Source organism: Pedobacter sp. TM02, from assembly GCF_059705275.1.
Genome location: NZ_AP046530.1, coordinates 3,338,637 through 3,358,482 on the forward strand (window position 1 = coordinate 3,338,637; position 19,846 = coordinate 3,358,482).

At 43.5% G+C, this 19,846-nt stretch carries 16 protein-coding genes and 1 pseudogene; all 17 read right to left on the reverse strand.

The annotated features are described in order from the left end of the window. Positions 1-687, reverse strand: a complete 687-nt coding sequence (locus AC6H1S_RS14285; protein WP_497564029.1) for a phosphonatase-like hydrolase — start codon at positions 685-687, stop codon at positions 1-3. 35 nt (positions 688-722) lie between these two features. Beyond that, the gene (locus AC6H1S_RS14290; protein ID WP_497564030.1) at positions 723-2,003 is read right to left on the reverse strand and encodes a DUF5690 family protein; all 1,281 of its coding nucleotides are present in this window, start codon (positions 2,001-2,003) and stop codon (positions 723-725) included. 188 nt (positions 2,004-2,191) lie between these two features. After that, positions 2,192-2,935: a 3-oxoacyl-[acyl-carrier-protein] reductase gene (gene fabG, locus AC6H1S_RS14295; RefSeq protein WP_199139208.1), complete on the reverse strand. Its 744-nt coding sequence runs from the start codon at positions 2,933-2,935 to the stop codon at positions 2,192-2,194. A gap of 184 nt (positions 2,936-3,119) precedes the next feature. Then, positions 3,120-4,214 (reverse strand): agmatine deiminase family protein, encoded by a 1,095-nt coding sequence (locus AC6H1S_RS14300; RefSeq protein WP_497564031.1) that lies wholly within the window; start codon positions 4,212-4,214, stop codon positions 3,120-3,122. Next, positions 4,214-4,567 carry a four helix bundle protein gene (locus AC6H1S_RS14305; protein ID WP_497564032.1) on the reverse strand — a complete coding sequence of 118 codons (354 nt, stop codon included), beginning with the start codon at positions 4,565-4,567 and terminating at the stop codon, positions 4,214-4,216. Before AC6H1S_RS14305 ends, AC6H1S_RS14300 begins: the two co-directional genes overlap by 1 nt. 110 nt (positions 4,568-4,677) lie before the next feature. Next, positions 4,678-5,553: a carbon-nitrogen hydrolase gene (locus tag AC6H1S_RS14310; RefSeq protein WP_199139214.1), complete on the reverse strand. Its 876-nt coding sequence runs from the start codon at positions 5,551-5,553 to the stop codon at positions 4,678-4,680. A gap of 168 nt (positions 5,554-5,721) precedes the next feature. Further along, positions 5,722-7,686 carry an SPFH domain-containing protein gene (locus AC6H1S_RS14315; RefSeq protein ID WP_199139216.1) on the reverse strand — a complete coding sequence of 655 codons (1,965 nt, stop codon included), beginning with the start codon at positions 7,684-7,686 and terminating at the stop codon, positions 5,722-5,724. A gap of 313 nt (positions 7,687-7,999) precedes the next feature. After that, complete coding sequence (locus tag AC6H1S_RS14320) at positions 8,000-9,376, reverse strand: TlpA family protein disulfide reductase (protein WP_497564033.1); 1,377 nt, start codon at positions 9,374-9,376, stop codon at positions 8,000-8,002. 88 nt (positions 9,377-9,464) lie between these two features. Continuing rightward, positions 9,465-9,578 (reverse strand): annotated as a pseudogene (locus AC6H1S_RS14325) (cysteine-rich CWC family protein); the annotation flags it as partial. A gap of 230 nt (positions 9,579-9,808) precedes the next feature. Continuing rightward, positions 9,809-11,176 carry a TlpA family protein disulfide reductase gene (locus AC6H1S_RS14330; protein ID WP_497564034.1) on the reverse strand — a complete coding sequence of 456 codons (1,368 nt, stop codon included), beginning with the start codon at positions 11,174-11,176 and terminating at the stop codon, positions 9,809-9,811. 133 nt (positions 11,177-11,309) lie between these two features. After that, positions 11,310-13,688, reverse strand: a complete 2,379-nt coding sequence (locus AC6H1S_RS14335; RefSeq protein WP_199139222.1) for a ribonucleoside-diphosphate reductase subunit alpha — start codon at positions 13,686-13,688, stop codon at positions 11,310-11,312. Between the two features lie 141 nt (positions 13,689-13,829). Next, complete coding sequence (locus AC6H1S_RS14340) at positions 13,830-14,807, reverse strand: ribonucleoside-diphosphate reductase small subunit (protein ID WP_199139224.1); 978 nt, start codon at positions 14,805-14,807, stop codon at positions 13,830-13,832. A 437-nt stretch (positions 14,808-15,244) separates the two neighbouring features. Next, entirely contained in the window at positions 15,245-15,631 is a 387-nt protein-coding gene (locus AC6H1S_RS14345) for a septal ring lytic transglycosylase RlpA family protein (protein ID WP_497564035.1), read from the reverse strand. Positions 15,632-15,997: 366 nt separating this feature from the next. Then, on the reverse strand, positions 15,998-16,477 hold the full coding sequence (locus AC6H1S_RS14350; protein ID WP_199139226.1) for a methionine-R-sulfoxide reductase: 480 nt from the start codon (positions 16,475-16,477) through the stop codon (positions 15,998-16,000). A 246-nt stretch (positions 16,478-16,723) separates the two neighbouring features. Continuing rightward, a complete protein-coding gene (gene sucD, locus AC6H1S_RS14355; protein WP_199139227.1) occupies positions 16,724-17,596 on the reverse strand; it encodes a succinate--CoA ligase subunit alpha in 873 nt (290 codons plus the stop codon). A 145-nt stretch (positions 17,597-17,741) separates the two neighbouring features. After that, positions 17,742-18,470, reverse strand: a complete 729-nt coding sequence (locus AC6H1S_RS14360; RefSeq protein ID WP_497564036.1) for a hypothetical protein — start codon at positions 18,468-18,470, stop codon at positions 17,742-17,744. A gap of 5 nt (positions 18,471-18,475) precedes the next feature. Then, positions 18,476-19,750 carry a C4-dicarboxylate transporter DctA gene (gene dctA, locus AC6H1S_RS14365; protein ID WP_497564037.1) on the reverse strand — a complete coding sequence of 425 codons (1,275 nt, stop codon included), beginning with the start codon at positions 19,748-19,750 and terminating at the stop codon, positions 18,476-18,478. Positions 19,751-19,846 lie beyond the last annotated feature (96 nt).

Below are 19,846 nucleotides of genomic sequence, written 5' to 3' on the forward strand. Positions count from 1 at the left end.
TTAGCCAAGCTGCAAAATGGCAGGCAAGTCGGTCAGGCGCTCTAAGATATAATCGGGTTGTACGGTTTGTAACTGTGCCTTGGTTTGTGCACCACTTAATACGCCAATAGTGAGCCCACAGCGGGCATTTTTGCCTTCAAGGATATCGATTTCAGAATCTCCTGCTTTGAGCACTTGACGAGGATCAACAATGCCAAACAATTGCATGGCTTTTTGAATCATTTCGGGATGTGGCCTACCCTGTGTTACATCGTCGGCGGTAATCAATGCATCTACCTGTTCGCCTATTTTCCAGTTAAGTTTCTGAAGCAGCTTGGTAGCTGTTTTAAGATCATATCCGGTATTGAGCACCACCTTGATGCCATTGGCCTTAAGTTGGGCAAAGAGTGCCTCTACTCCATCAAAGCCTTTGATTTCGGCTTCGTTGTAAACAGCCTCCAGGGTTGGCTTGAAGCGACCGAATGCCCTGTCTGCAATTTCTTCGACAGGATTTGCCTGGGTATAGGCCGTCAGGATATCGATAATGGCTTGGTATTTTTCCTTGCCCGCTCCCTGCGCCAAGACCTGCGCCAAACTCAGGTCGAAACCTTCCTGGTTAATCACTTTTTGAACGGTTTTGTAAACCATATTATCTTCATCAACCGTAGTTCCGGCCATGTCAAAAACCGCTAATTTTATATTTGTCATTTCTTAGTTTGTTTAAATATCAATGGCAAAAAGCACTAGGCAACTATGGCCAATTGCTTGTTTTTTTGTTGTATTTTATTGTTGAAATAAAGCAGTACCAAAATCAATATGGCCAGCATGCACACTGCCGAAATATGATTGAGCGAGATGAAAAAGCTACCCCAGCTTTGCTTAAAACCTACAATTTCTTTAAGTATCAGCACGGCTACACTACCCAAATAGCCCAAAGCATCGGCCAGGTAAAATAAAAAGCCCACATTGCCCTTGTAGCTGAGCAAGGCAATCAGCCTTTCGAACAATAGGCAATGGAATAAGATATAAGGAAGGTAAATGCCGATACCACTTGTAATGATCCAGGCCACGGCGTTCATTCTTTCGTGCTGGTAAAGCATGGTAGACAACAGGATGAGCAAGGCACTGGCTATGGCCAATCCTATGCCAAAATTAAAGGCAAGCTTGTTTTTCCTGATCAGTACACCCGCCGCTGCAATAACAAGTACGACAATGGCAATCGGAATTTCTGTAAGCGTAATAAGCTGTGGCGCTTTGGCCAATCCTTTTTCGGCCCAGAAATCTACGATGAAATTATCCCTAAAGTCTCTTACGATGGTAAGGAGCACATAAATGGCTACCAAAGCAAAATAACCGATCCCGTTCGACCTTAAAAACGCCTTGCGGTCGGCCTTGTACATGGGCACACGCACTGTTCGCTCCTCGATGTCTTTTTCATTGGGCATTTTTGCTTTTTTCAGCATCCAAAGCGAGAGCAGAAATACAGGCAAAAACAACAGCCCGGTAACAAAGGGCATGGCAAATTCGCTTATGCCCAAATTCTGGATTACCAGCAGCCCCACGGTTTTAACCAGGCCGGTAGAGAAAATAAACGTGGCACTCAGGGCGGCAGCCAGCAGTTCGGTATTCCTTCTGCCTTCGATAAACGAAAAAACCACGCCAAAAACAATGCCTAAGGGCAAACCGTTGAGGAAGAGCGCAATTACCTTAAACCTGGCCGGCAGTAGAGCAAAAAGACCGAGCATGGCCAAGCCAAAAAGAATAAGTCCCAACAGCCAGCTTATCCTTCTGCTTTTTGGCATCTCCGAAATAATCTTGATGCCCAGAAATTTGGAAACCATATAACCCAGAACCTGACTAATGACAAAAGTAGTCTTGGCATCCAAGCCAAAGCCAATATCAACCTGAGCGTACTGTCCGGCGAGAAATGATTTCCTGACGGCATACATTCCAGTATAAGATAAAAAGACCGCTATCATGATCCAAATGGTAGCAAACCTGTTTTGTTCAGCAATGTTTTTCATAATGAACCCGACTGGTAAATCGATTGGTTCAAAAATCGAACACTAACATTAAGCGAATGTTACAGCACCATTAAATGTATAGCATAAATAAACATAAAATAGTTTAACTAAACAATTAATTTGCTCAATGCCAAAAAAAAGCGGAGAGCACAAACCCTCCGCCTTTCTTTTTCCAATTTCTTCAGTGCTTAAAGCATACCGCCACAAACCGATAGGGTTTGCCCGGTGATATAAGCGCTCATATCTGATGCCAAGAATACGCAAGCATTGGCAATATCTTCGGTTTCGCCAGCGCGTTTCAGCGGAATACCAGCTTCCCAACCTTCAACCACTTTCGGATCCAATACATCGGTCATTTCGGTGCGGATAAATCCTGGAGCGATGACATTGGCACGGATGTTACGTGAGCCCAGCTCTTTGGCAATAGATTTGGTAAAACCGATGATACCGGCCTTAGAAGCCGCATAGTTAGCCTGACCAGCATTGCCCGTAACGCCAACTACCGAACTCATGTTGATGAATACGCCTTTACGGGCTTTCATCATTACTTTAGAGGCAGCCTTGGTGACATTGAAAATCGATTTCAGGTTTACATTCATAACATCGTCCCAGTTTTCTTCGCTCATGCGCATCAACAGGCCGTCTTTGGTAATGCCCGCATTGTTCACCACAATATCGATGGTGCCAAATTCGGCCACAATATCATTGATCAGTTTTTCGGCTTCCTCAAACTTTGAAGCGTCTGACCTGTAGCCTTTCACCTTGGTGCCAAAGCTTTGCAGCTCTTTTTCCAAAGCTTCGCCTTTTTCTACAGACGACAGGTAGGTAAATGCAACATTGGCCCCTTGTTCGGCAAATTTTTCGGCTATTTTACGCCCTATTCCTTTTGATGCACCTGTAACCAGGGCTGTTTTTCCTTCTAGTAATTTCATTTAATTTAGTTTATGTCAGTCTGAGCCTGTCGAAAACCCTTGATGGCTGATTTTGTTTAACTCAAACCAAAGATATAGCTCTATTTTTGTTTTTAAAATTAGACCGTTTAATTATTTCATCCCTAGCTATCCTTCGACAAGCTCAGAATGTATAACAATAGCCCCTGGCAACCGAAAATTAAAACTAAACGGCTGGTTCTTGCTGGCTCAAACAATGGAAGCTGCCCAAGCCCCAAATAATATCTGTCGAATCGATACCGATAACCTCCCTGTCTGGAAAGGCTTTTTGGATGATTTCGAGCGCCGGCTTGTCGTTCACATCCCTAAAGGTTGGTACAATAACGGCCGCATTGGCGATGTAAAAATTGGCATAAGAAGCCGGCAAACGGGTGTCTTCGTAAATGACCGGCGATGGCATCGGCAATTTGATGATGTTCAACGGTCTTCCATCAAGCAACTTCATGCCTTTAAGTGCTTCCAGGTTTTCTTGCAGCAACAAATAGTTTTCATCCAGCGGATTGCTTTCTACCACCGTAAGCACGGTATCTTCGTTTACAAAGCGCGTTATATCGTCGATATGGCCATCGGTATCATCGCCTACAATGCCATCGCCTACCCAAAGCACCTGTTCGGCGCCATAGAACTCTTTCAAGTAGGTTTCAATCTGTTCTTTGTTCAGGTGCAGATTTCTGTTTTCGTTGAGGAGGCAGGCCGTACTGGTTAAAATGGTTCCTGCACCATTAAATTCTACCGAACCGCCTTCCATCACGATATCCGGTGTAAACAAAGGCAGGTTAAAGTGCCTGGCTATTTTGGTCGGGATCACATCATCCAAATCGTAAGGCGGATATTTACCACCCCAGGCATTATAGCCCCAGTCGACCACCGCTTTTTCTTTGCCTTTTACCACAAACGCCGGACCATGGTCGCGGCACCAGGCATCGTTGCTCTCGTTAAAATAAAATTCGATTTGGCTCAAATCGGCCTCCACTTTTTGCAATTCGGCAATAGCGAAAGCCTTCATTGCTTCATCCCTGACGTTGATGCGTACTTTTTCGCCTTTGGCAACGGCTTTGATAAACTGGCAATAAGGAGCGTAAATGGTTTCGATCTTGCCCGGCCACGAAGCCTCTTTATGGGGCCAGCTTAGCCAGGTTGCCTCGTGTTTGGCCCATTCGGCAGGGAAAGTGTAGCCTTGTTTTTTGGGCGTTGACAGTTCGGAAAGCGAAGATTCCGAAAGTCTTTTGATATTATCGTTATTAGTCTCTTTGTTAGACATTATTTCAATGATTTGATCAAAGCGTTAATCATGACCAGCACCTCTTCACAGGAATGATACAGTGTCGAAAAACGTTCTTCATTTATATATTTTCTTCTCTTAGTTAAGTATAAGCAAGCTACGACTTCAATATCTGAACGCAACGAGTATCTTAAAAATCTACAAAACTCTGCGTTATTCTGTCCTGTACTGCCTTCAGCTATATTCAACACTACAGAATCTGCTGCTCTCTTCATCTGCGAGCTTAACACATAAACTTCCTCCCTTGGAAAAGTCCTTGTAAGTTGGTCAATTTCATCAGCTAAGTCCAATGCTTTTTGCCAAACTTTCAGTTGTTCAAATTTAAATGACATAGGTGTATGTTTTTAGGTAGACTGAAATATACAGCATCTATGTGTTTTTCAAAAACTTGTCATTAGATTTTTTGAAAGCAACTTACGGACTTCGGTCTCCCGACCTTATCCTAATCTCCGTCCAAATACCTTTTGGTAATCGGTTGGTACGAATCTATCCTTCTGTCTCTCAAGAAAGGCCAGTGCTTGCGGAAGAAGTCGGTTTCCTTGGTATCGAGTTCAACCACTTCGGTTTCTTCCTGATCGTGCGAAGCCAGGTAAAGAATACGGCCTTGGGCGTTGGTAGCGAAGCTGCCGCCCCAGAATTTCATGGCGCCATCCTGCTCAAAACCTACACGGTTAACGCTCACTACAGGTACGCCATTGGCTACTGCATGCGAACGCTGAATGGTTTGCCAAGCATTGTATTGGTCTTTGTTGGTTTCTTCGTCTTGGTCGGTAGCCCAGCCAATTGCCGTTGGATAGAACATGATATCGGCGCCCATTAAGGCAGTAATTCGCGAAGCTTCAGGATACCATTGATCCCAGCAGATCAAAATACCGATTTTGGCATATTTGGTTTGAAAAACCTTGTAGCCCAAATCGCCAGGCGTGAAGTAGAACTTTTCGTAATAAGCCGGATCGTCGGGGATGTGCATTTTGCGGTATTTGCCCAAATAGCTGCCATCAGCATCCAACACTGCAGTGGTATTGTGATAAAGGCCTTCGGCACGTTTTTCGAACAACGAGGCAATGATAACCACGTTGAGCTCTTTGGCTACTGCCGATAAAGCATCGGTTGACGGGCCTGGGATGGCTTCTGCCAAATCAAAATTGTCGTAGTCTTCTACATCGCAAAAATAAAGCGAGGTAAAAAGCTCTTGCAAACAAACGATTTGCGCGCCTTTAGCTGCGGCTTCCCTCACCTTAACAATCGCCTTGTCGAGGTTTTCCTGTTTATTCTTGGTACAGCTCATCTGCACCAAACCTACTTTTACTTTGCTCATCTTTTTTAAATTAGAGAATGAGTGAATGATAAAATGAATGAATAAGCTAACATTCAATCATTCAACATTCAAAATTCAAAATTACGGGGCAAAGGTACAAAAAAGCTTGGAGGCTGGAAAGAAGAAGATAAGACTTGCAAAGTTTCAAAACTTCGCAAGTCTACTTGGCTAATCTTTTTGTGGTTTGGTTTTAACCTCTAGCACTTCGGTTGTTGCTGCTGTTGCAATCAGTTGCTCCTTGCCTTTTTCGGGATCCATCATTTCCATCAGTTTCAAGCCCAGAAGTCCGTCTATGGCTGTACCGCCCGCATTGGCCCCGCCACCAATCAGCACATCGGGGATTAGTTTGATGTGGCCTTTTGAGAGCTCTTCGGTAATTTTGTAGCGGGTAAAATTCTCACCACCCAAGGCTTTAACGGCCAGTTCATAAGCTTCGGCGGTTGATTTACCCACGGCCAGGATTTTTCCGGCTTCGGCACTACCGGTCAACGAGATCTTCTCGGCTTCGGCCGATGCCCTTAACTTAATGGCTTCAGAATCAGCCTGCGCCCTGGCTTTCGTAGCTTCGGCCTCGGCATGTGCACGCATTTTGGTGGCTTCGGCCTCGGCGCCAACGGCCAGTTTTACGCCAGCAGCATCACCTTCTGATTTTTTAACCGTTGCACTTGCGGTACGCTCGGCAATTTCTACGCTTTGTTGCGCTTTTACGATATCCTTTTGCATATCGGCGATGGCCGTTTCTTTTTCCATGCCCTGACGGGTTTCCTGTGCCTGTTTTTGGGTATTGTAGGTTATTTTTTGTTCTTCGGCTATTTTACGGTCGGTTAGCGTTTTCATCAGCGACTCTGGTGGCACAATATCGCCGATCAAGGTATCAACCGCATTTACGTTATATTCGTCCAATACTTTACGGATATGGTCTTTAGCCGATTCCTGGCGTTCTTTACGGGTGCTTAAGAAAGCGATTACATCACTATCTTGGGCCGAGTTACGGAAATAGTTGCCAATGGTTGGCTCCAAAACCTGCGACACCAGGTTCACCATGTTACCGAAACGGGCAATCACTTTTGGCGCTTCCGTGGTAGGCACATGAATGATCTGCGCCACATCCAAATTGAATGGGAAACCATCTTTAGAACGCACCGTAATGGTCGACAGGTTTTTATCGAGGTTGTGCGCCTCGCTGCGTGCGCTTGCCCAATTCAGCACCAAATTGGTGGTAGGCACCAGCTCCACCTTCATGGTGTATTTGTTGATCGGGTATTTGCCCGGGCCAAGCGGTTCTAACCAAACACCTTTAGAGCCCTTGGCTACAATATTGCCATGTTTAAAATCGGCACCAGTAAGGTCGTTGCCTTCCTGTCCGACGTAAGAAATGACCACGCCAACATAACCAATGGGGATTTCCGTCATGGGAGTTTCTTCCAATTGAATGGCCCACGGATTGAGGTTGTACGAACCGGCCAAGATTACCTGAGGTTGCAAGCCCCTGTTGCCATTGTTTTTAATAAAGGCATCAAAGTCTTGGAAATTATTATGTCCTTCTGCCCATTTGCCCGCAATTTGGTTAGCCTCGATAGGTAAGCCATCCAAGGTTGTTACAATGCCCACCATACTTTCCTGTATGCGGACCATATCGGTAATAGACACCTGAAACAGCAAGGTGTTGATACGATAGGAACCCGAGGTAATGTAGGTGGCCTGTCTGCCTCGCTGTCCTCCATTTTCCAAGAATTTAACCGCATCCTGAAAGTTATCGCTGTCTACGCGCTGGCCCAAAATGTTTCCGGTTGGAATTTCGGCACCGTCTTTGGCCATGATCAATCCGATTTTCCCTTCCGGAATAACCGTAAACTGTTCCATGGTAACACTGTACTGCCAAAACCACATGCCAAAGTAAAGTCCGGGGGCCAAGGTTTTGCCCTGAAAACCGGCTTCGCCTTTCAGGGCGATAATACGCCCGTCGGGCAATTCCCTTTCCGAACCAAAGAGCACGAATTTTTTAGTAATTAGCCCGATCCTGTCTTCGGGCACGATCACCATCCCAAATAGGAACCTCAAAATATACTTGTATAACACCAGGCAAATCAATGCCAATAAAACCCACCAATAATTTAAAATCAGCGTTTCCATAATATTTGTTTTTCATTTTTTTTACAGCAGATAAACCATTTATCTAGCGTGATATAGATGTGTAAGCCGAGGGTTTGTTACCACTTTTCGGAATTATTTTCAACAAATATTTTCGGTGCATTTAAGGCTTCAAATAGCTTTCAGGGACGATTTTCGCCAAAATACCAAGTACAGTTGACATTTGCCGGAATCGTGATTTAAAAGGGCTGAAAAGGGCCTGAAAATCGATTTCTTGGTTTGTGCCGGTGCCTACAGAAAAACTTGCAAAACGCCCATACGCGTTTTTAAAAATTTGCATGGGCGTTAGGCCTAATTATTTCTCTTCGGCAAGTTTAGACAGCTGCGCAAAAGCATCGAGTGGCCGGGGCGCTTTTTTTTCGATAATCGTACCGTCTTTGCCAATGATAACATAATGTGGGATGCCGGTTAGCTGAAAGAGCTGGTTGGCTTCACTAATCAATTGCGGACTTAACAAATAATGTTCGCCCTCAATTTCCAGTTCTTTACGGGCGGCTAGCCAGTTTTCTTTTTTGTCGTTATAGCCAAAGTACAGAAATACAACATCTTTGCCTTTTAGCTTATTTTTGAGTTGCCTGGCATTGGGCATTTCGCTACGGCATGGCGAGCACCAGCTAGCCCAAAAATCGAGATAGATGACCTTGCCTTTATATTTTTTAAAGATTTCGTTGAGCGAAGCACTTTGGCTTACGTTTTCGGTAGAGCGGTTGCTCTTGGCCAATTTTGCCAAATAGGCGTTGCGCTCATCGGCAATAACCTGCAACAGTTCTTTGTGGTTTACCGATGTCTTGAATTTTTGCAACATGGCATTGTATAAACTATCCTTGCTGTTGGCGGCAAAAAACATCATCTGCCTGGTTAGGAACACCTGCTTGGTTAAGCCGCCCAGGTTGTCTTTTGTGCCAAACTCAAAGAAATCTGCAATTTTTAAGGGGAACTTAGACCCGTTGATCTTAAAATGCATGTAGTAATTGGCCAAGTCGTTGTATTCGCTGGAGTGCATGGCTGCATAATCGTCGTTAAAACCATTGGCGGTAAGCAAGGCTACGTAATTAGGATCCGCTCTTTGTTCGGCGCTCAGCTGTTCGACCAAAGTCCGTTCGTAAGGTTCGTATTTGTAAAGGGTTTTGAGCCATTTATAGTAATCATCGCCCAACTTATTTTGCCGATGGTAGTCTTCTAGCGTAGCCAACTGAAATTCGGCGCGTTCCTTGCGCAGTTTTAGCACTTCGGCGGGATTAAGGCCTTTAAGCTTTTCGTAAAAGTCGCCATATTTTTCGTTTTGTTTTTTGTCGAGGTAGCTTAAAAAATTAACCTCTGCGGCGTTTGGGCCTGTAGCCGATACCCTGTTCCTCATCGTTTGTGTAAAATCGATCACCAGGTTAAGGTCACGACCGGTGCAGAGGTCTAACAAGGCAAACTGATCGCCCTGTTCAATAAGCCATTCCTGAATAGCCTTTTCGGGTAAGGTGATTTCAAATTCGCCCTTGCTGTTGAGTTTGGCTTTGTAACGCTGGCCATCTCTGGCTCTCGTCACGGCATTAAAGCCGTTTTTGCGAAACGCGATAACACTATCGGCACTGTTTTTAACGACGCCCTTTACCTTAACGTTTTGGGCAAAGGCCGTAGCGGCAACTAGCCACAGGCCAGCTAATAAGAGATGATTTTTCATGGTTGCTTTTGATTGGTTCAGACCAAACTATAAATATAGTTTACCAATTGCAACTATTTAGGAAATTTTAACATTTGCAAGCAGGCGCTTAGATGGAAGCCCTGTATTCTTCCTGCAATTCGAATAAACATTTGGCGCATAAACAGCCATCGTAAAGCTCGCTGATGTGCTGCACTTCATTTATGGTAAGCTGTACGGCACTGCATTGGCATTTGGTGTACGCATTGGCCTTGCACTCTATAGCAGTGCCACATCTTTCGCAGGGAATGATTTCGTGTTTGCTATGTTTGATAGGGTTCAAGGTTATGAGTTATGGGTTATGGGTTATGAGTTGCGAGTTATGGGTTGTGAGCTATCCTCACATTGCAAAAGTAGGAACAAAAAATAAGGTTCTGAACTTTCGCCCAAAACCTTACCATAATATTGCTTTAGCTATTTTTTAGTTGCTAATTTCAAGAGTTCATTATAAGCATCATTAGGCAATGGAGCCTTTTTATTAATAATTGTTCCATCCCTATCAATGATAACATAATGTGGAATTCCTAAAATTTGGAAAAGTTCATTTGCTTCTCTTATTAACTTTTCATTCAACAAATAATGTTCTCCCCCTATTTCCAAATCGTTTCTGGCCGCTAACCAATTTTCTTTTTTGTCCTGATATCCAAAGTATAGAAATACAATATCTTTTCCCTGAAGTCTTTTCTTAAGATTCGCCGAATTTGGCATCTCGAGCTTACAAGGACCGCACCAACTGGCCCAAAAATCGAGGTAGATTACCTTGCCTTTATATTTGCTGAAAATTTCATTTAAAGAAGCGCTTTGGCTCACATTTTCACGTGATAAACTACTTTGAATCAATTCGTCCTTATGGCGTTGCCTTCCCTTATTTATAAGATCAATCAACTGTTTATTATCAACACTGGCTCTATATTTCGAGTACATTAAATTATACAAGCTGTCACTTGATTTAAATAATAACGACATCTTTCTGGTCAAAAAAACTTGTTTTGTTAGATTTTTCAACAAGTCATTTTCTTTAAGAAAGTCAAAAAATTGCTTGTTATCTATGGGCAGTTTTCCCTGGTTAAATTTCTGATGTAGGTAAAAGTCTACTAACTTATTGTATAGGTTAGAATTTAGTGCGGCATAATCGTCATCATGGGGAATATCCATCAATAAATTTAACGTAACGCTATCCCATTTTCCATATGATTTTTCATAAAAGTATTTATATGGATAATACTTATAGAATGTTTGGTTCCATTTATAATAACTTTTCGACATTTGATTTTTAGCTAAATACTCGTCTAATTTGCCTAGTTGATAGGCCGATTGTTCTTTTAATAGTTTTAGCTGGTCTTGTGTGGCCAATGATTGCAAGCTCTTGGAAAAATCGGCTGATGGGTATTTAGTTTCCTTAGCTTTTTTTGCATAGAAATAATAATTGAAGTTTTCTGCATGATTACCGATTGCTTTCACCTCTTCAATATTTCCAACTCCATTGCACTCAATAATTAATTCAAGATCCTCGTTTGGAACAAGGTTAAATATCTTCGAATCATTTAATATCCATTGAGAAACGTTGTTAACGGGCAAGGTTATTATAAAATTACCTTTTTTGCTTATATCTGATTTATATATCTTATTATCATAATCTAGTGTAATAGGATCATAATCGATTTTCTGAAAGATAACCAGACTATCCTTTGAGTTTTTAACAATACCTTTAATTGTTATGGTCTGACCAGAAATTGTAAAGTGAATTGACGTTAACAAAACTGCTAAAAAAAGTCTTCTCATAGATGTATATTTAGGCAACAATAAAACTAAGTACTTAGTTTTATTGTTGCAACTATTTAGCCATTTTAATCAAAAAAGGTTTTGAACTTTCGCCCAAAACCTTACTTTATAATTATATCTAGCTTGCTGGCTACTAGCCTGAACAGCTGATGCAACCTTCTTCCATGGTACAAACCGGGCCTGAAATGATTTCTTCTGCCGGATTTTCGATTACCTCTGGGATAACCGCCTCCATGGCTTTGCCAGCTTGATTCTCTACCGTAAACTTCACCGCTTGCGAGGCTGCTTGCGTACGTAGGTAGTACATACCAGTTTTCAAGCCTTTTTTCCAAGCATAGAAGTGCATCGATGTTAATTTCGAAGTATTTGGCGCATTGATGAACAAGTTCAACGATTGCGATTGGCAGATATAAGCACCCCTATCGGCCGCCATATCAATGATGTTACGCATCTTGATTTCCCAAACTGTTTTGTACAGTTCTTTGATGTAATCTGGGATTTCAGGGATGTCTTGGATCGAACCGTTGGCCAAAATGATCCTGTCTTTCATGGCCGGGCTCCATAAGCCTAAAGCAACCAAGTCTTTCAGCAAGTGTTTGTTTACCACGATAAACTCGCCGCTCAATACCCTTCTGGTATAAATGTTCGAAGTATAAGGTTCGAAACATTCGTTATTGCCCAAGATTTGCGAAGTAGAAGCAGTTGGCATTGGTGCTACCAATAAAGAGTTGTACACACCGGTTTTCATCACGCGTTTGCGCAATTTATCCCAATCCCAACGGTTGCTGCTTGGCTTTACGCCCCACAAATCGAACTGGAATTTGCCTTTAGACAATGGCGATCCTTTGAAGGTTTCGTACGGGCCATGTTTCTCGGCCAGATCAGCAGAGGCTGTCATGGCGGCGAAGTAAATGGTTTCGAAAATATCTTTGTTCAATTCTTTGGCGGCATCGCTTTCAAAAGGATAACGCATCAAGATAAAGGCATCGGCCAAACCTTGCACACCCAAACCAACCGGACGGTGGCGCAAATTAGAGTTTTCGGCCTCTTTAACAGGATAGTAGTTGTGATCTATAATCTTGTTTAAGTTTAAAGTAGTTTGATAAGTTACGTCGTATAGTTTTTGGTGGTCGAACTCGCCATTGATCACGTATCTAGGCAAAGCCAACGAAGCCAAGTTACATACGGCTACCTCGTCTTTAGAAGTGTATTCAATGATTTCGGTACACAAGTTAGAACTTTTAATGGTGCCCAGGTTTTGCTGGTTCGACTTGCTGTTGGCCGCATCTTTGTACAACAAGTAAGGTGTACCGGTTTCGATTTGCGAATCTAAAATGGCAAACCATAATTCTTGTGCTTTTACTACTTTGCGGGCTCTTCCTTCTGATTCGTATTTAGTGTATAATTTGTTGAATTCTTCGCTGTGGCAATCGGCCAGGCCTGGTGCTTCATCTGGTGAGAACAAACTCCAATCGCCGTTTTCTTCTACGCGTTGCATGAACAAATCGCAGATCCAAAGGGCATAGAACAAATCGCGGGCACGCATTTCCTCTTTACCGTGGTTTTTGCGCAAATCCAGGAATTCGAAAACATCGGCATGCCAAGGCTCCAAATAAATAGCGAAGGCACCTTTACGCTTGCCACCACCTTGGTCTACATAGCGGGCTGTATCGTTAAATACCCTCAACATCGGTACGATACCGTTGCTGGTACCATTGGTACCGCCAATGTATGCGCCAGTTGCACGAATATTGTGGATGCTTAGACCAATACCGCCAGCGCTCTGCGAAATTTTGGCCGTTTGTTTCAAAGTATCATAAATGCCTTCGATGCTGTCGTCTTGCATGGTGAGCAAGAAGCACGACGACATTTGGGGTTTTGGCGTAGCCGCGTTGAACAGGGTTGGCGTAGCGTGGGTAAACCAGCGCTCACTCATCAGGTTATAGGTTTTGATGGCGCTATCGATATCTTCTTTGTGGATACCTACGGCTACACGCATGAACAGGTGTTGCGGGCGCTCAACAATTTGGCCGTTTACCTTTAGAAGATAGGATTTTTCCAAGGTTTTGAAGCCAAAATAGTCGAAGCCGAAATCTCTGTCGTAGATGATGGTACTATCCAGGATATCGGCGTTGTTTTTGATTACTTCCCAAACATCGTCGGCAATTAAAGAGGCCGATTTGTCGGTTTTGGGATCGATATAGTTGTACAGCAGCTCCATCGTTTTAGAAAACGATTTGATGGTGTTTTTGTGCAGGTTGGAAACCGCAATACGCGATGCCAACAAAGCGTAGTCTGGATGCTTTGTAGTTAAAGACGCTGCCGTTTCTGCCGCAAGGTTATCCAGTTCTGATGTAGTAACACCATCATAAAGCCCTTCGATTACCTTCTTGGCCACATCAATCGGGTCTACTAATTCTGCATTAAAACCATAACATAACTTCTCAATGCGAGCGGTTATCTTATCAAACTTTACCGCTTCCTGGCGGCCATCTCTTTTTATTACAAACATCCTATCAATTATTTAATGGTGCGTACCTTACGATAGCGGCACCAGGTTTTAAAATATTTTATTATTACTAGCAGTTAGATGTGAGATTTGAGGCCTGAGACTTTATCCTCAACCTTAAACCTTCCATCTCTAAGCCTTGCTTTAAAAATCGTCGTCCAACGAAAATGCCGAAGCCTTGTTGTCTGATGCGGTCAATACGCCGCTTTTTTGGTAATCGCCTACACGTTTTTCGAAGAAGTTGGTTTTGCCTTGCAGCGAAATCATCTCCATAAAATCGAATGGGTTGGTTGAGCCGTATATTTTTTTGTAGCCCAATTCAGATACCCACCTGTCGGCCACAAATTCGATGTACTGTTTCATCAAATCGGCATTCATGCCGATCAGTTTTACCGGCAGGGCATCGGTGATGAAGTCCTTTTCGATTTCAACGGCATCTTTGATGATGGTATGCACCTGTTCTTCGCTTAGTTTGTTTTTCAGCATGCTGTATAACAGGCAGGCAAACTCGCAGTGCATGCCTTCGTCTCTTGAAATCAGCTCGTTGCTGAACGTTAATCCTGGCATCAGGCCACGTTTTTTGAGCCAGAAAATAGAGCAGAAGCTACCGCTGAAGAAAATGCCTTCTACCGCAGCAAAAGCCACCAAACGCTCGGCAAAATTGCCGTTTTCTATCCAGCGCAAGGCCCATTCTGCTTTCTTCTTCACGGCAGGAACAGTTTCTATGGCATGGAATAAGCGGTCTTTTTCTTCAGGATCTTTCACGTAGGTATCGATCAGCAAGGCATAAGTTTCCGAATGGATGTTCTCCATCATGATCTGGAAACCATAAAAGCACCGTGCTTCTGGAATTTGTACCTCGCTCATAAAATTTACGGCCAGGTTTTCGTTAACAATACCATCGCTGGCGGCAAAGAAGGCCAAAATATGGGAAATGAAATGGCGCTCGCCACTGTTCAGGTTATCCCAATGCTTTTGGTCGTCGGATAAATCGATTTCTTCGGCCGTCCAAAAACTGGCTTCGCTCTTCTTGTACATTTCCCAAATAGCGGGGTATTTAATTGGGAGGAGCACAAAGCGGTCTTTGTTTTCCTTTAATAGTAATTCTTGTTCCTTCTCCATTAGCTCAATTTTTAACGTTTAGCAAATTCTATTTCGGGCATCATTTCTGGAATGGTGCCTTGGGCACCCGATTCCTTTGCTAGCCCTCCTTATCTCGGAAGCCTTTATCAAATATCCACCGCCGACAAACCGCATCCAGCTGAAAACTTAAAAAACATTCGATTTTCAATGCTTTTTAACCAACTAAATATGAAGTACTTAATAATATATCGGAGTGGATTCTTTTTAAAGAACTTTGTTTAACAAATATAAATGTTGACCCCTGTTTTAGGCCACAAAGTTGTTAACATCCTGTTTGATTCGACCTGATTTTTCATCAGTTTTTTGTCAGAAACGACATAGAAAAAAGCTAATTATTTCTTTTTAAGGACTTAGTAAATTAAAACGAGTGTTAATAATTTTAAAAACCGTGTTGCGACACTCTTTTTTGGAGTACGTTAGTCGGGCTTTACATAGGCAATTTCCACACGGGCATAACCCAGTTTGTAAATGCCCAAAGCCTTGGCAGCTCCCTGCGAAATGTCTAAAGAAAACTTCTTGCTAAAGGGCCCACGGTCGTTCACTTTCACCTCAACGGTTTTGCCGGTTACCAGGTTTTTCACCTTGATGATGGTACCAAAAGGCAAGGTGCGATGGGCCGCCGTAAATTTCTTGGCGCGGTATCTTTCGCCGCTGGTGGTTTTGCGTCCTTCGAATTTTTTGGCGTAATAGGTGGCCAATATGATTTGCTTGGTGGTATCGGTAGCTTTGGCCACTATTTCTTGCGCCTTTACGGCAAAAGAGGCAAAGCAGAGAATCGCTAACAGCTGTAAATGATATTTCATCTATTCATGGTTTTTTGCTGGCCAGCCGAAGCTTGCCATGATCAAAATATACATTCCGTTACGCTACAAATTAAAGACAATCTGCATCATCTATTTGTTAAGCGGATGGCAAATATACAAAAACTGGACTGTTTGGCTACAACCAGTTTGTTTATTCTCCCTGCAGGAGTATGCGCTGGTGTGCAATAACCTGGCCACAGCTTATCAGATTCGACCTACCTGTTGGCCTAGGCCTCAAAAAGCGCACACACCTTAACAGCTTATGCTATTAAGGCAACCTGTAGCATGTTGCAACGAAAGATCAAGGGCTACATAAAACGAATGCCCAGCTTTTGCCGGGCATTTGTGGTTGTTACGGGATATTTCTTATTGCTTTTTATCAGGCACAAAATTCATGGAGATAGAATTTACGCAATGGCGGGTATTTTTGGCAGTCAGGCCTTCGCCTACAAACACGTGGCCCAAGTGGGCACCACAATTGGCGCAGATGATTTCGGTACGCTGTCCGTCGGCATCGGGTACACGCTTCACAGCACCTTTAATTTCATCGTCGAAAGCCGGCCAGCCACAATGGGCATCGAATTTAGAATCAGACCGGTACAAAGGCGCATTGCAGCGCTTGCAGGTATAGGTTCCTTTTTCAAAAAACTTGTCGTATTTGCCGGTACCCGGATATTCGGTTCCTTTACGTACGATTACGTCTTCTTCTTCCTTGGTTAATTTATTGTATTCCATGTGCTTAGTGGTTTTTGAAGGCGCTTTCTTGTCTTGTTGCGCACAGGCGGCCAAACCTGTCAACAGCAACAAGCCGAGCACCATAACTGTTTTATTGATCATTGTTTTCATTTGATGTACTGTTTACAAACTATATACGCTTTGTCGCGCATTTTGGTTTTTGCTTACAGCCTTATACAAATATAATCAATCGAAGGGGTTTTTAGCGACTTGGGCTCGTTAGGTGAAAGTCATAATTGGCAAAACACTTGCGGAGTTTTAAAACTTCGCAAGTATTGCTGATACGAACCCCATCAACGCAAAAAGCATCCTACCAAGTAGAATGCTTTTACTATCGTAAATCCAAAAAAGGTTTGCTTATTTTTTCAATAGGTTAGCCATGGCAGCTCCGATTTCGGCAGGGCTTTCTACCACGGTAATACCGCACTCGGCCATGATCTTCATTTTGGCCGCCGCTGTATCGTCGGCACCGCCAACAATGGCGCCAGCGTGGCCCATTCTGCGTCCCGGAGGCGCTGTTTGGCCAGCAATGAAACCTACAACCGGCTTGGTACCGTTTTCTTTGATCCAAAGGGCTGCTTCTGCCTCCATGCCGCCGCCAATCTCGCCAATCATGATGATACCTTCGGTTTCTGGATCGTTCATCAACAACTCAACAGCTTGTTTGGTGGTTGTACCGATAATCGGGTCGCCACCGATGCCGATAGCCGTAGTGATACCCATGCCTGCTTTTACAACCTGATCAACCGCTTCGTAAGTTAAAGTTCCAGATTTTGAAACCACACCTACCGTACCTCTTTTGAAGATAAAGCCTGGCATGATACCGATCTTAGCTTCGTCGGCAGTGATGATACCTGGACAGTTAGGACCGATTAAACGGCAATCCCTGCCGGTGATATAAGATTTTACAGCGATCATATCCTTGGTTGGGATACCTTCTGTAATACAAACGATTACTTTAATGCCAGCCTCGGCCGCTTCCATAATGGCATCGGCGGCAAACGGAGGAGGTACAAAAATAATAGATACATTGGCGCCAGCTTTATCAACTGCATCTTTTACAGTGTTAAATACAGGTCTATCCAAGTGTGTTTGGCCACCTTTGCCTGGGGTTACACCACCAACAACGTTCGTACCGTAAGCTATCATTTGCTCAGCATGGTAGGTACCTTCGTTTCCGGTAAAACCCTGAACAATTACTTTTGAATCTTTATTTACTAAAACACTCATTATATCTATTTTTTTGCATGCAAATCTAAGGTAATTGAAATGCAATGTCAACTGCAAAAGGCAGATAATTTGTCACATCTTTATTTTAGGCACACTGGTCTGGAATAAGATGCATGCCACCTATTAACCCGACAGGCATTATCCTTTAACAATTCGAATATTGAAATTTTTGGGCTTCGGCCAAGTAGAAATCATCGGTAATCAGCTTATCTAGCTGACCGATTATCTTCAGCAGTTCTTCCCGCCGTTGTTTTTTGGCCACTGTTTCTATAGCCTCCTCAAAGTTGTAAAGTTCATCATCCAGCACCTTTTGCTTCAATCCGCCAATAAAAAAGCTTTTTTCCTTAGTGATGGGGTAGCTTTTCTCGTCGTAATAACTTTTATCATATACATAAACCGCGTAGGCTGCATAAGCGTAGATGCGTTGATGTTGATGGGCAAAATAAGTACCGCCTGTTTGGAGCCTACCATTCAGTTCATTAATCAGTCTAAACACAGCAATCAGGGTTTGCCTTTCCTTGTCAAAATTTGGCTTGCTGTTTCGCTGCTTTAGAAAATAGGCGTACATCAGGTAATAATCGTCTTTGCAAACCTCGCAGGAAAACTGATTGAATTCTTTTTCTTCCTTATTTTGGGGTTCGTAGCCCATACCTCGAGTGGCATAAGCTTCGTCAGGCCGCTGAAAAAATTCTTCGCTAAACTGCGGGATTATTTTTTTTGCCATCAGCAGCCTATCCTTTTCAAATTTAATGGTATCGCCGGGCATAAACACCACCGAAATAATCTCTGATGGTTTTGCGTCGACTTCCTTTTCGGCCGATCTGCAGGCGCAAAAAAGCACGATGGCCAAAACAAAGAATAAATTGTTTTTCATCAAGGCTAAAAATGATCTCCTTCTGCTTTTTCAATAGCCAGGGGCTTAATGGCGTTCCGGTATTTTTCTTCGTCAAATTCGTTTTCGCTTTTGGCAATTACGATGGTGGCAATGCCGTTGCCAATCATGTTGGTAATGGCGCGGGCCTCGCTCATAAACCTGTCTACGCCCAATAAAATGGCAATATGCTCAACCGGCATGATCTTGAGCGCCGTAAGCGTACTGGCCAGCACAATAAAGCCGCTACCCGTTACGCCGGCTGCCCCTTTCGAAGTGACCATCAGTACCGCCATGATCGAAATCTGCTCGCCCAGGCTCAAGTCGATGTTGAATACCTGCGTTAAAAAGATAACCGCCATGGCCAGGTAAATAGAAGTGCCATCGAGGTTGAAGGAATAGCCCGTTGGGATCACCAAACCCACCACTGACTTATCGCAACCAATATCCTCCATTTTACGCATCATGCTGGGCAACACCGACTCTGACGACGAAGTACCCAAAACGATCAGGATTTCCTGCCTGATGTATTTAAGATAAGCCCACAAGCTAAACTTATAAAAACGGCAAATCAGGTTAAGCACCACAAAAATAAAGAGAAAACAGGTGAGGTAAACCGAGCCCATCAGGCTGGCCATCGGCTTAAGCGTACCAATTCCATAGGTACCGATGCTAAAAGCCATGCCCCCAAAAGCCCCAATGGGTGCCACGCGCATCACTACCTTCATCATGTTGAACAGCACTTTTGAAATCTTGTCGAAAGTGCCCAGCAACGATTGGCCCGGAGCGCCGAGCTTGCTCAGTCCGTAGCCAAACAAAATAGCGAAGAACAAAATCTGCAATATTTCGCCCTTGCTAAAAGCCTCGAATATATTTTTCGGGATGATGTGCGTAATAAACTCGAGCCATTTGATTTCGCCCGCCTGCTCGGCATATTTGGCAATTTTGGTCACGTCGCCTTCCGGCACCTTAACCCCAACTCCTGGCTTTAAAATATTGGCTACCAAAAGGCCAATGGCAATAGCCGCGGTGGTTACGATCTCAAAATACAGCAGGGCCTTACCTCCTACACGGCCAACCCGTTTCATATCGCCCATATGGGCAATGCCCAAAACGATGGTAAAAAATATGATGGGCGCAATCAACATGCTGATGAGGTTGATGAAGCATTTGCTGATGAGCTCGGCACTTGGCGCAAACCCCGGAAACTGCACCCCCACAATTACGCCGAGGGTAATGGCCACCAACACCTGAAAGGTTAGATTAGAAAGTATAGACTTCATCTGCAACAGAAATTAAGGTTGAAATATAAAACTATTTTCTGGCGAGACGGCTATTTTTTAGCAAATGGAAAAAAAAGCATCGGCATTAGATAAATA